Here is a 12,879-nt window from a genome sequence, read left to right on the forward strand (position 1 = left end):
ATGTCAGAACTCAAACTTACGGATGTCGCGAAATCCTATGGTCCAATCGATGTTCTGAAGCATATCGATCTGGATATCGAAAAGGGCGAGTTAATCGTCTTTGTCGGTCCATCGGGTTGCGGAAAATCAACCTTGTTGCGAATGATTGCCGGGCTGGAAAAGATCACCGGCGGCACCTTGGAGATCGAAGGGCAGGTCATGAATGATGTGCCGCCCGCCCAAAGGGGCATTGCCATGGTGTTTCAGTCCTACGCGCTCTACCCACATTTGACCGTGCGCGAGAACATGGCATTTGCACTGAAGATCGCCAAGATGCCTGCTGCCGAGATCGATGCCGCCGTTGAACGCGCGGCCCAGACCCTTCAACTGGATCCGCTCTTGGATCGCCTGCCCAAGGCTCTGTCAGGAGGGCAACGCCAGCGTGTCGCTATCGGGCGCGCCATCGTGAGAGACCCCAAGGTCTATTTGTTCGACGAACCGCTTTCGAACCTCGATGCTGCGCTGCGCGTTGCAACCCGGATCGAGATTGCGCGCCTGAAAGAGGCGATGCCCGAAAGCACAATGATCTACGTGACCCACGATCAGGTTGAGGCGATGACGCTGGCCAGCCGGATCGTCGTTCTCGCCAACAAAGGCATCGCGCAGGTTGGTACGCCACTGGAGCTGTACGAAACGCCGGACAACGAGTTTGTGGCGCAGTTCATCGGATCACCCTCTATGAATCTGCTGTCTGGCGAAATTTCCAAAACCGGAGATCTGACCGAAGTCACACTCGATGCGGGCGGAAAAGCCGTTTCATCCATTTCGACCACGCCCGAACAAATGGGTTTGAAGGTCAATATCGGGGTACGGCCTGAGGATTTTGTTGCCGACGACGCCGCTGGGTTTCTGGACGGCACTGTCGATTTTGTCGAAGCCCTGGGTGAAGTGACCTTGCTGTATTTTGCCAGCAGGCCGGGGGCTGAGAATATCGTCGCCAAGTTTCCTGGCGTTGAACGAAACCGACGTGGGAAAGCTGTCAAATTGAATGCGGACCCGAGCAAAGTGCATCTGTTTCTCAATGGTTTGTCGATGCGGAAATGATGAGTGTTCTATCCCATCTGAGTTGAGGATATCTGTCAAAAATTCCTTTTAGAGTTGTATGGACGAAGCTGGAGGGTGTTGTCACGTTAACCCTAGATCGGTTGCTCATGTCTGGATTTAGACATAGATCGCATAGATGAACTCATCATCCATAAGCTACAAGCGTCATCGACTTCCTCCTCAGATCATTGCCCACTCTGTGTGGCTGTATTTCCGCTTCAATTTGAGCCTTCGCGAAGTCGAAGAGATGCTGCTAGCGCGCGGGATCGGCGTTTCTTACGAGACTGTCCGGCGTTGGGTGATCAAGTTCGGACCGATGATGGCTCGAAACTTGCGACCAAGTCAGGACCGTCCTGGTGATGTCTGGCATCTCGATGAAGTTGTCGTGAAAATCGCTGGTCGCAGGTATTGGCTTTGGCGCGCGGTCGATCTGCATGGCATCGTGCTGGACGAAATACTCCAACCGAAGCGGGACAAACGGGCCGCAAAACGGTTGTTGCGCCGCCTGATAAAGCGTCTTGGCTTCCTCCATTGGTCAGCAAAGAAGTGAAATTTCTTTCAGACAGTTACACATATCCGCAATGCATCGAGAATTGCGGCGTGTATATTTCGGCTTGTAACTGCGTCGCCAATTCGGGCCAAATGGAAATGGCCGCTTAGATTGGTGTCAACGAATGGAAATGTCCCACCAATAAGCGCCTTGTGTTCAACCTGCCCGTGGTTCCGCGAGCTTGGTTTGAGATCGTGAAAAAGTCCGTCCATCGGGGACAGGCCATGTTCTACGACTACGTGATCAACAAGACGTTCAGTGACATTCCCCGTTAACACATGACGAAAGCTGGCGCGAACTCGATCACCTTCGTGTACCAGGGAGGTGAGCTCCTGCAGGCAGGTGAAGGTAACTCCATTGGCAGCCAGATCGCGTAAGGCGACGGCAGAGGTCGTTGGGCCAAGGTCATGCAGAAGTGCCCGGTCCGGGGTTACAAGATTTACACTGCAACCATTGCCTGCCAGCGCGTCGGCAGTTACAGCCGCAGGGTGGTCGCCGACTTCATCGAACAACAGCACCTCGCCCGAGACACGTGCCTCTCCCGACAACACGTCCCAACTGGAAATCGCCAGATCGCCGCCGGGGATAACTGTGGTTTCGGGCCAGCCGCCTGTTGCAACGATCACCAAATCGGGGGCTTCGGATATCACGTCATCGGCTTCGGCATAGGTGTTCAAGCGGATATCGATTCCAAGCAAAGTCACTTCGGAAATCAACCAGTCAGCTACGCCCCAGACCTGTCTGCGCGTTTTCCCTTTAGAGGCCAGAACCAACTGCCCGCCCAGCCGATCCGACGCCTCGAACAGCACGACTTCGTGACCGCGCAGGGCGCAGACCCGTGCGGCCTCCAGTCCGCCGGGTCCGCCGCCGCCGACAACAACTTTCTTTCGGGTGTCGCTGTAGGCGATGATATGAGGCAAGGTCTGCTCACGCCCCGTGGCGGCATTGTGTCCGCAAACGGCAGGTTTGCCCTGATTGACCCGGTCCACGCAGTAGCCCAAGCCGACACAGGGGCGGATGCGTTCTTCTTCCCCCCGCGCGAGTTTTTCTACCAGATAGGGATCTGCCATCTGTGCGCGGGTCATGCCCACCAGATCGACATGGCCGCCGGAGACCGCGTGGCGGGCCGTGGCAATATCCGCAATCCCTCCTGCGTGCAGGATAGGCAAATCGACGGCATCACGGATGCGCCCGGCCACGGTGATATGCGGTGCCGCCGGCAGGCCCATAGGGCGCACCCATTCGGCCAAGCCAAGATCATCGTAAGGCGCGCCGGCAAGGATGTTGAGCAGGTCGACATCGCCGGATTTTTCCAGCATCCTGGCTGCGGCAATGCATTCTTCGGCGTTCAGCCCTCCTTCGGTCAGTTCATCGCCGGTGATGCGCATCGACAGGATGAAATCAGCGCCGACTTCGGCGCGCACGGCGTCGAGCACCTGCAAGGTCAGGCGCATGCGGTTCTCCAGCGTTCCACCATAGTCATCGTCGCGCTTGTTTGTCAGCGGGGACAGGAATTGCCCCAGAAGGTGTGAGTGGGACAGGAGCTCGATCCCGTCGAATCCTCCCTGCTGACAGCGACGCGCAGCGGCTGCGAAATCGTCAATCACGCGGTTGATGTCTTCTTGTTCCATGGCCTTGGGAAAGGCACGATGTGCACGTTCGCGGATACTGGACGGAGCTATGACAGGCAGCCAATGGCCATCATCCCATGCAGTGCGGCGCCCCATATGAGTGATCTGACACATGATCGCGGCACCATGTTCGTGAACGCCATCCGTTAGTTTCCGAAACCATGGAATGACGCTGTCATCACCGGCATAAAGCTGGCCGAACACCGATGGGCTATCAGGGGCGATATTGGTCGACCCACCGACCATGGTCAGGGCAACCCCGCCCTTTGCCTTTTCCTCGTGATACAACCTGTAGCGGTCCCGGGGATGGCCATCTTCGACAAAATTCGGCGCATGGGACGTGCTGACGATGCGGTTGCGCAAAGTCAGGTGTTTCAATTGAAACGGATCGAGTAGGTGCGCCACTTTCGTGCCCCTTCGGCCAAGTCTGCTGTTTGAAAACTGTCCAGGGTCGGCTCCGCTGGTCAGTTTCAACACCTGATGAGTTTGGTTGTCGAAAGCACTTTACTTGGGAAGCTATGCGTAAGAATTCACTGCTTCCGACATTGCTGTATGAAAAGGCGACCCGACCAGGAAATCCAATGGTGGAACACCCTTTGAGCAGAGAAGGGAACCTGGCAGGGGCCGCTCGATCCATCAAGGTCTGCACAAGGTTGCAATCACGTGCAATCTTAGATTGGAGGTGCTGCGCGCGCTGTGATCAACTGTCTGGCAGTAACTCTTTCGCGATGTATCATGTACAGACCTGCACCGATGATGATGGCAATGCCAAGCAGGCTAAGCCTGTTCGGAAAGTCATTGAAGACAAGGTAGCCAAACAAGGTTGCTACCGGCAGCTCAAAATACTGCAAAGGAGCCAATGTGGCAGACGGGGCAAACGAAAGCGCATAAGTCATCATCATGTGGCTTACCGTCGCAAAAAAACCGGTCCCAAGAAGCCACAACAGCGCAATGTCTTTCGGCCAAACGGGATCGAAAAGTTCGGAGCCAGAACCTTGCGCAACCAATAAGATTGGAATGCAAAACAGACTGGCAACCAGGCCAGTGTGAAATTGCAGAGCCACCGGGTGCATCCGTCGCGACAAGCCCCGCGTCACAAGAATGTAGAAAGCGAAAGCAACAGCCGTACCGAGAGGAATAATTGCCACTGCGCCGAAAGCCGCGAAACTGGGTTGGATGACGAACAATACGCCGACAAACCCCACAAGAGCTGCCCCGACGCGACGAGGACCGACATCTTCACCAAGGTAAAACTTGCCGACCAGCAAGACAATGAACGGTGCCACAAACACGATGGCGAGGGCATCAGCAAGCGGCATCACTCGGATAGCCGTAATGAAACAAAAAGTCGCGAACAGCAAAAGTATTGAGCGGAATACAAGTACCATCAATTCACCGCTCGCGACACGCAATGACAGTCCCATTTTCCAGACAAACGGTCCCATCAACGCACATTGCAATAAAAAGCGAGCGGCCGTTATCTGCCCAACTGGCACACTGGCCGATGCGAGCTTGGCAGCTACATCTAGCAAGGGAGCAGTCAGGCAAAATCCAAGCATCAGTGCAACGCCCGCAAGGGTGCGATCCGTGGATTGAGGTGTGGAATCAGCTGAGGTCATTCCATCATGAAGAACTGTCGCCAAATGCGTGTCTGTTCTCAATGCGACGCCAGGCAAAAGTCCCGATATTCCCGAGCTCGGGCAGAGTCGGAGTTTGCTCATGCAGCGAACCGCAGGTTCCATGACCCGCACGGCAGCATCAACTGCCTTGTTTCAGGATTCGCTAACGAGATGTACTGGCTTTTTCATTCAACGGTTTACCTGCAAGGCTAGGCACAGAGATCGGCGACCTGCAAACCTCTAGAAACCGGTCAATCAACGCTGTCTGCACTGCTTGGCGAGAGCGGGCAATCACCACCCTGTAGTGTCCGATGCTTTCCTCGAGCGGTCGCGCAACGATGGGGTCGCCTTCAATCGTGCGATCCTGCTTGGGCGGGAAGCCTGCCAGGGTGAAGCCGAACCCCTTGCCGACGTAGGCCTGAACAAGCTCGCGTGATTGGGATTGGAATGGCACTTCGGGGTGAACGCCTGCGGCCTGCAGCAGTTGAAGATAGCTAGGGCCGGGCCCGGCTGGTGATACAGCGATATAGGGCAGTCCGATCAGGTCGGACAGGCTGATCCGGGCTTTTGCTGCCAAAGGGTGTTCGCCTGACAGCAGAACCAGGGGCGGCAGCTCCAGCAGCACTTCTGCCTCATGCCGCTTGAGATCGAACCCCTGGTCAAAGACCACCAGCGCATCCACTTCGCCACTGTCCAGTGCGTCCACCAAGGTCGGATAATCCGCTTCCTTCACCTCGACACGAACGTCTGGGTAGCTTTCGCGGAAGGCAAGCACCGCAGGCAGGACGATCCGCTGTGCCAGTGCGTGATGAGTGCCGATGTGGATCCTGCCAGTGCGTCCTGACGCCAGGTTCTCGGCCTGCCTGTCCAGCGCCGCGGCCTGCGCCAGCAGCGCCTCAGCCTGGGCAAAAAATTCCTTTCCCGCAGGCGTCAGCCGCATGCCTTGCGCCGGAAAGCGGTCGAACAGGGTCAGGCCGGTGGTCGCCTCCAGTTTGTCCACCGCTGAGGCAATCGCGGCGGGAGAAACATTCAGTTGCCGGGCGGCCTGGGCAATACCGCCCCGCCGGGCGGTTTCTGACAGGTAGGCGAGTTGGCGAAGGGTAAAATTAATCATCAAAAAAACAGACGTTTGAGGTGTATTAAATCAGTTTTACCGACCTTTTGGCAAGCCCTATGCTGCTTTTTGGACAAACAGGAGACTCACATGGAGATTCTTCCACTGACGGGGGGGCTGGGTGCCGAAATTCTGGGTGCGGATGTCCGCAGCGATGCAGATTTTGACGCCATTGAGTGCGCTTTTGCCAAATACTCGGTGATTGTGCTGAGGGGGCAGGATGTGGGTCCGGAAGATCACCTGGCCTTTGCCCGCCGTTTCGGGCCGGTCAACGTGAACCGGTTCTTCAAGCCGGTCAAAGGGCACCCCGAGATCGCCATGGTGCTGAAAGAGAAGGACCAGAAAGAAGCCGTTGGAGAAGGTTGGCATACCGATCATTCTTATGATCAGGAACCGGCGATGGGCTCAATTTTGCATGCGATCGAAATGCCGCCTTACGGCGGCGATACGCTGTTTGTCTCAATGGGGGCCGCCTACGAGGCGCTCTCGGCCCCGATGCGCCGGTTTCTCGGCGAGCTGACGGCCGTGCATTCCTCGCGGCATGTGTTCGGCGCTGCCGTAATGGATAGCGAGGCAGTAAAGTCAGGACGTCTGGGCAATGCAGAGGCCGCAACCCAGGACGCCCGGCATCCGGTTGTTATCACGCATCCCCTGAGCCGACGGCGTAGCCTTTTTGTGAACCCAGTCTTCACCACCCGTATCGAGGGTTTGGCCCCGGCTGAGTCCGAGGCGCTTCTGGCCATGCTCTATGCCCATTGCCAGCAACCCGTATTTCAATGCCGTGTGCGCTGGCAGGCCGGTGACATCACCATGTGGGACAACCGCGCCACCTGGCATAAGGCGATCAATGATTATCACGGCTTCCGCCGCCTGATGCATCGTGTCACTGTTGAGGGCGTGCCCCTCGCGCCCGCTGCTGCGGCCTGACCTTAGCGAAAGTATCGCAATGACCCACCTCAACTCACAGGCAGCAACCAGCCGGCCCAATGTCATCCTGATCCTTGCGGACGACATGGGATTTGCCGATCTCGGCTGCGCCGGTTCTGAAATCCAGACCCCCAACATCGACGCCCTTGCGCGGGGCGGCGTTATGCTGTCGGCGATGTACAACTGCGCCCGCTGCTGCCCCACCCGTGCTTCGCTTCTGACCGGGCTTTATCCGCATAATGCAGGCGTTGGCCACATGGGCGCCAATCTGGGCACCCCTGCCTATCAGGGCTTCCTGCGCAATGACAGTGCCACGATTGCCGAGCATCTGCGCGCCAGCGGTTATGCCACGCTGATGTCGGGGAAATGGCATGTGGCGGGCGATTTTGAAGCCCGCAAGGTGGACAGTTGGCGGGTTGGCGACGTCGAACACCCAACCCCGCGCCAACGCGGCTTTGACCGGTTTTACGGGATCATGGACGGGGCCACACATTTCTTTTCGCCGCATTACATGCTGGAGGATGACAGTCGGGTCGAAACCTTCCCCGATGACTTCTACTTCACCGACGCCATCACCCAAAAGGCTATTGGTATGATCGAAGGCGCTGTGGCGGAAGAAAAACCCTTCCTCCTTTACCTAGCCCACACAGCGCCGCACTGGCCGTTGCACGCCCACTCCGAGGACATCGCAAAATACGATGGGGTCTATTCAAAAGGCTGGGACCATATTCGCACCGCGCGCCATGAAACCATGAACGGTCAGGGTGTGTTCCAGCGCGGCTGGGACATCTCGCCCCGCGACAGCACTTTACATGGTTGGGAGCAGGAACAGAACCGGGACTGGGAGGCCAGCAAGATGGCCACCTACGCGGCGATGGTTGACCGCATGGATCAGTCGATCGGCACGCTGGTTGCGGCCCTGAAACGGCTCGGTCAGTTCGACAACACGCTGATCCTGTTCCTGTCAGACAACGGCGGCTGCGCCGAGTTCATGGCCGAGGACGGCTGGGCCAAGTTCTATCCCGACCGCACCCATGACGGCAGACAGATCACCATGGGCAATGTGACCGGTCTGCGCCCCGGCGATGCCCAAACCTTCCAGAGCTATGACAAACCGTGGGCCAATGTCTCCAATGCGCCGTTCCGGCTTTACAAGCATTATGTCCACGAGGGCGGTATCTCCACCCCACTGGTGGCCCATTGGCCAAATGGGTTCGAACCGCGCGGCACGGCTCATGCAGCCTGCCATGTGGTCGATATTCTGCCGACCATCCTGGAAGCCACCGGAGGCGCCTATCAGACAGAGGTGGGCGGTCATGATACCCAACCGTTGCAAGGGGAATCTCTGCTAGGTCTAATGAAGGGCAAGGACTGGCAGCGCGAGCAGCCTATCTTCTGGGAGCACGAGGGCAATGCCGCCATCCGGTTGGGCCAGTTCAAGCTGGTTCGACTGCACGATCGCCCCTGGGAGCTTTACGACATCGAGGCCGACCGTACCGAGCTGACCGACCTAGCGGATCGCAACGCCGCCCTTGAGAAAGACATGATCCATCAATACCAGGCTTGGGCGGAAACCGTCGGTGTGATGGACTGAAACGAAGCGTTGCCGAAACTGCTGGCGGCGTGGGGGATGGAGAACGCGGATGGCTGAAGCTGATCGCTAGGTGGCTGCTGAGGTCCCTTGGTAAAGGACGGGTTTGCTCGCATCCTGCCAGTTCAGGCGAGGTGTAACGAATGGAACCGAAGCCAGCATCAGATTATCCATTTCGATCTTACCTGTGACTTTGGGGGTATCTTGCTCTGGGTAGATTGCTCGCCTCATCTTTTTTCTTGAGACGAATGTGTAATTATAGGAATGTATTTGAAAAAATCGAAAGTAGAACAGAGGAGTAGGCGTCAAATGGCCGGGAAGTTCGAGATATATAAAGACAAGGCTGGTGAATTTCGGTTTCGTCTGAAAGCCGGGAATGGTGAAGTCATTCTGGCCAGTGAAGGATATGTTCAAAAGGCGAATGCCACGAACGGGATCGAGTCAGTCAAAAAGAACGCGCCGGATGACGGCCGGTACGAGCGCAAGGAAACCAAGTCCGGCGGTCATATGTTCAACTTGAAGGCCAGCAACGGTCAGGTGATCGGCACCAGCGAGAGCTATACCAGCACTTCAGGGCGGGATAACGGGATCGAATCCGTCAAACGGAACGCACCTAACGCACGTGTCGACGATCTAACGTGACCTGACACGGTAACTCTTACCACTTCCATTTGTGTAAACTGCGAAGGCAAGATGCATGGAGGCATCTCGCACAAAGGCTTGAACAACCAAGCCGAAAGCACTCATCAATCAACCCGTAGGCGCGAGCGCGTTGTGAAGCGTTTCGTCTCGATTCTGTTTCAAATCCGTGCCTAACGAACAAAACTGGCGTTTTAGCGACAGAGGAATCAGACCCATGCTGGCAATCAAATCCTTTGCTTCAACCGCATTTGCCCTGACGACCATTAAACTGGAAAACATGATCCACTAAGGGCAGATCTCCCCTGGACTCCGTCCATTTCAGCAGTTCGCCCAACTGGCAGGCCAATCGAGTCGCCATCTCCACTGATGCCGTCGCTATTTAGACCGTAGTAGAATCGTCAACTTTGGTTCCGCGCGGGTGGGTTTGTCACAGGCAAATTGGGTTTGCTCGCTAGGTCCCCAAGGCTAAAAATCCGGGAGGGAGTGCGAGACGGAGGTAAAGCGGTGACCCAACAGAACTGGAGCCAGCCATTCTCGACCGGCTCAAGTCCGCAGGAAGTAATCTGACTATACTAGACGGATTCCAACTGTTTTCACCGGGCGCTTACGGTGAGATGTTTTTGATCGTCCGTTCGGGCATCGTCCGGGTGGAACAAACCAGCCCGTCGAGACGCACCGTTGCTCTTTATCGGGTTTCAGAGCAGCGAACCATCGTCAACGGGCTATATGACAAGATCGAACGGTACCGGCGGTACAACGAGTCAACCGATCAATCGGTTGATTACCTCGGGGCCGGGCCGCAGGCAGGAAACTTGCTGTACCCGATGTTGCTGGATGATCTGCCATAACCCCAAAGGTGTTGTCGCAAATCTTCTGCGCGAGCCAAGCCGTCGAAAGCGGTTTCTAGATCATTTGACCATGCGCCAAGCGGGCGATGTGTTCCATCGGGTCGCGCTGCTGGTCCCCGACCAAGGTATACTGCCAGGGTCCGTCCTGCCAGAAGACGACAAGATACCCGTCCTCTTGTCGAAACCGGAATGATTGGGTTTGAGTTGTGTCGCCATGCGTGGCCATCAAACTCAACCGATCACCCTCTGCATTCTCATACATAAATAAAGCTGAGGCATGGTCGCCTGCAGGCAGAAGGCGTCCTCCAATCAGGGTAAACCCGGTTTCCCCAAGTTGTGGCGCGATAATGGCAGAGCCCAGACGATTGGAGAGCCAGGTTTGCAAGTGATCTTTTTCCGTAGCGGCGACTTCCACAGGGTGAAGAACTTCAACGGCGAACAAAGAATGCGCCGCTTTTGCGTGTTGCGAAAACAATGCCAGATCGTCGGTTGCTCGGCTCTCCCAAGGTTGCAAATAAGACCCCAAACCAAAACCAACGGCAAAAACCGCGACCGAAGCAACCAGCCTCAAAGAGACTGGCGAGGGCGGCTTGGCCTGTTTCCGCAGACTTCGAAGATGTGCCGCAGAAGGAACAGGGACCGCCTTGTTTATCAGGTCTGATTGACGCTGAAACGCACGGATGCGCGCTGCATCGTCCGGGTGATGTTCAAGGTGACGGTCAAGGCGTTCGCTTTCTTCCGGTGACAATTCACCGTCTATGCTACGCTGAACCAGGTCTTCTATGGATGGGGTGTGCGTCATTTCACGCTCCTGATCTTCACGGCGGCTGAAGCGTCCATTTCAGATTTGATTTTAGTGCGGGCGCGCGAGATCCGCGACATCAGCGTACCCTTTGGAATAGACAAAGTTGTGGCCGCTTCGTCATAGCTTAACCCACCAATCACAACAGAAAGAAGGGCTTCTCGCTGATCTTGAGGAACAGAATCCAGCGCTTTCCAGACGGCCTTGAGTTCCAACCATTCTTCGACCGTGCTTGTCGTTGCTGCCAGCGTCGAAATGTTGTCTAGATCGACAGTGTTGAATCTGGCCTCTCGACGCCACCTGTCCCGGTAGAGGTTCAACAATATTTTAGTGAGCCATGGTTTCAACGGCCGCCCCGGAAGCCAAAGCAATCGTTTGCGCAGGGCGCGTTCAACACAATCCTGCACCAGATCATCCGCCGCATCCCGATCACGGGTTAGCGACCAGGCATAACGCCAAAGATCGGGGAGGCAGTTTTCAAGCTGGTTTTCAAATGACTGAAGCATGTACGCAAGCCGGGAGAGGAAACCTTCCCCCGGCACCAAGGTTCAGGGGCGTGCGATATGCCAAACACCTTTTACACCGTCCCCTGTCATGTCCCCAGGGTTTTCGTCTTTGAACCATAGATAAAGCGGCTTTCCTTTGTAGGCGATCTGAACGCTGCCATCCTTGCGTTCGATCAGGCTGTAGCCTTTTTTCAGTTCCATGTTGGCATCACCCATCAGCGGCGGCCATTTGGTGGCACAGTCATCGTAGCAACTCGAAACGCCTGATTCGTCCTTGTCAAAGGTATAGAGAGTCATCTTGTGCGCATCCATCAGGAAGGTTTCTCCGTTGAGCTTGCCAGTTACGGCTGGCGCACCGGTGTGACCATCCGCAAAAGAAACGGTTGTAGTCGCAGCTAGCGCGATGCCAGCAAAAATGAGGGATTTGAGGGACATTGGATTCTCCGACTGTTTCAAGTCTGCCGGATGGCAGACAATACAACTACGAAGGCGCCTGGAAAAAATTCCCCAAAGTGAAACATTTTTTCGGCGGCGTGTGGGCATTGTTTTGATGGTAAAGCCGAATTCCGAGCCTACGGGAAAGGTCACTCAAATCCAGTTTGGGTACGAAGAACCTGTATCTGTTAGACAAGTGGGACAAGCGCGTTTGCGCCCGAGGGGCAGGGCGCTTCGTCACCTATCAGTATCTGAAGTAAGGACATTTAAGTGTTGGTACGGCTATCGCAAATCTTGCAAAACGAAAGCACAGGCGAGCTGATTGCATGCGCCCGGAACAATTATCTCTCAGAAACTTCTGTCTCCGAGCTATCCAATTTGAATTGGAACGTCGCATAGGCTTAGACCTAGAATTTTCCGGGGAAAAGTCCGCATAAAAACCTTCGAACAAGGTTGACAGAGCGGCGGCGTGAAAATCCCTGCATATCGGTTAGGTAGTTCACCCACATCCCCTCCAGCAAGGCCAGCGTTCCGCTGGTTGCGTCATCTACCAGGTTCGGGTCGCCCCTGTTTTCCGAGGCTATCTTTGTAAACGCGGACCGCAAGGTTTCGACAAGTTTGTCATCCTGAGTGCTGCTGTAACGGGCGATACCTGGATGAGAGCTTGCGATACCCCGAAACGCATGCCAGATTTTAGTACTGCGGGGATTGAGCAGTGCTTCTGACAGGTCGGCCTCAATCACTGCCATAACACGGTCTTCGGGTCTTGCGCTCGCGCCCAGATCTGTCCTTCTGTCCATCTCGGCATAATACTCGGTGCTGAAATGCTGGGCGGCTGCGGTCAGTAAATTGTCCTTACCCCCGAAATGCAAATGGATCATTCCGCGTGACAGACCGGAGCGCTCGCAGATTCGGCTGACCGAGGTATCGGTCACCCCAATATCGGCAATCGTGTCCAGAGTCGCGTCGATCAGTAGCTGTTTATTGGCTTCCGGATCCCGCTTTGAACCGCGTTTTTGTTCCTTGACGCTTTGCGCTTTATTCAATGTTACCAACCGTTTGTGAATGTCTCATAGAGGTAGCTCACAGGAATATTGACACGAAAGGCCATTCTGGCGCAACATTTAATGG

Annotated in this window: 12 protein-coding genes and 1 pseudogene; 6 read left to right on the forward strand and 7 right to left on the reverse strand. The window is 55.7% G+C overall.

Annotated features, from left to right (window positions below):
* Positions 1 to 1,083 (forward strand): ABC transporter ATP-binding protein, encoded by a 1,083-nt coding sequence (locus AC2FLO_RS18505; protein WP_480588082.1) that lies wholly within the window; start codon positions 1 to 3, stop codon positions 1,081 to 1,083.
* 136 nt (positions 1,084 to 1,219) lie between these two features.
* Positions 1,220 to 1,606 (forward strand): annotated as a pseudogene (locus AC2FLO_RS18510) (IS6 family transposase); the annotation flags it as partial.
* A gap of 35 nt (positions 1,607 to 1,641) precedes the next feature.
* On the opposite strand, the gene AC2FLO_RS18515 reads toward AC2FLO_RS18510, so the two are convergent.
* The 3 genes from AC2FLO_RS18515 to AC2FLO_RS18525 form a co-directional block, all read right to left on the reverse strand.
* The gene (locus AC2FLO_RS18515; RefSeq protein WP_496753350.1) at positions 1,642 to 3,669 is read right to left on the reverse strand and encodes an oxidoreductase; all 2,028 of its coding nucleotides are present in this window, start codon (positions 3,667 to 3,669) and stop codon (positions 1,642 to 1,644) included.
* Between the two features lie 266 nt (positions 3,670 to 3,935).
* Positions 3,936 to 4,883, reverse strand: a complete 948-nt coding sequence (locus AC2FLO_RS18520) for a DMT family transporter (protein ID WP_480588086.1) — start codon at positions 4,881 to 4,883, stop codon at positions 3,936 to 3,938.
* 163 nt (positions 4,884 to 5,046) lie between these two features.
* Positions 5,047 to 5,997, reverse strand: coding sequence for a LysR family transcriptional regulator (locus tag AC2FLO_RS18525; protein ID WP_496753349.1), 951 nt, complete (start codon positions 5,995 to 5,997; stop codon positions 5,047 to 5,049).
* A gap of 90 nt (positions 5,998 to 6,087) precedes the next feature.
* On the opposite strand from AC2FLO_RS18525, the gene AC2FLO_RS18530 reads away from it, so the two are divergent.
* The 4 genes from AC2FLO_RS18530 (at position 6,088) to AC2FLO_RS18545 (ending at position 10,005) form a co-directional block, all read left to right on the forward strand.
* Positions 6,088 to 6,924 carry a TauD/TfdA dioxygenase family protein gene (locus AC2FLO_RS18530; protein WP_496753348.1) on the forward strand — a complete coding sequence of 279 codons (837 nt, stop codon included), beginning with the start codon at positions 6,088 to 6,090 and terminating at the stop codon, positions 6,922 to 6,924.
* 19 nt (positions 6,925 to 6,943) lie between these two features.
* Positions 6,944 to 8,518 (forward strand): arylsulfatase, encoded by a 1,575-nt coding sequence (locus AC2FLO_RS18535; RefSeq protein ID WP_496811739.1) that lies wholly within the window; start codon positions 6,944 to 6,946, stop codon positions 8,516 to 8,518.
* Between the two features lie 306 nt (positions 8,519 to 8,824).
* Positions 8,825 to 9,157 (forward strand): YegP family protein, encoded by a 333-nt coding sequence (locus AC2FLO_RS18540; protein WP_496753346.1) that lies wholly within the window; start codon positions 8,825 to 8,827, stop codon positions 9,155 to 9,157.
* Positions 9,158 to 9,771: 614 nt separating this feature from the next.
* The gene (locus tag AC2FLO_RS18545) at positions 9,772 to 10,005 is read left to right on the forward strand and encodes a hypothetical protein (protein WP_496753345.1); all 234 of its coding nucleotides are present in this window, start codon (positions 9,772 to 9,774) and stop codon (positions 10,003 to 10,005) included.
* Positions 10,006 to 10,060: 55 nt separating this feature from the next.
* Here the strand turns inward: AC2FLO_RS18545 and AC2FLO_RS18550 are convergent, their stop codons facing one another.
* The 4 genes from AC2FLO_RS18550 to AC2FLO_RS18565 form a co-directional block, all read right to left on the reverse strand.
* Positions 10,061 to 10,807, reverse strand: a complete 747-nt coding sequence (locus tag AC2FLO_RS18550) for an anti-sigma factor family protein (RefSeq protein ID WP_480588098.1) — start codon at positions 10,805 to 10,807, stop codon at positions 10,061 to 10,063.
* Positions 10,804 to 11,349 (reverse strand): RNA polymerase sigma factor, encoded by a 546-nt coding sequence (locus tag AC2FLO_RS18555; RefSeq protein ID WP_496753380.1) that lies wholly within the window; start codon positions 11,347 to 11,349, stop codon positions 10,804 to 10,806. The genes AC2FLO_RS18550 and AC2FLO_RS18555 overlap by 4 nt, the downstream gene beginning before the upstream one ends.
* A 6-nt stretch (positions 11,350 to 11,355) precedes the next feature.
* Entirely contained in the window at positions 11,356 to 11,901 is a 546-nt protein-coding gene (locus tag AC2FLO_RS18560; protein WP_496753344.1) for a COG4315 family predicted lipoprotein, read from the reverse strand.
* A gap of 254 nt (positions 11,902 to 12,155) precedes the next feature.
* Positions 12,156 to 12,794 carry a TetR family transcriptional regulator C-terminal domain-containing protein gene (locus AC2FLO_RS18565; protein WP_496753343.1) on the reverse strand — a complete coding sequence of 213 codons (639 nt, stop codon included), beginning with the start codon at positions 12,792 to 12,794 and terminating at the stop codon, positions 12,156 to 12,158.
* Positions 12,795 to 12,879 lie beyond the last annotated feature (85 nt).

The organism is Ruegeria sp. TASC047 (assembly GCF_059612445.1).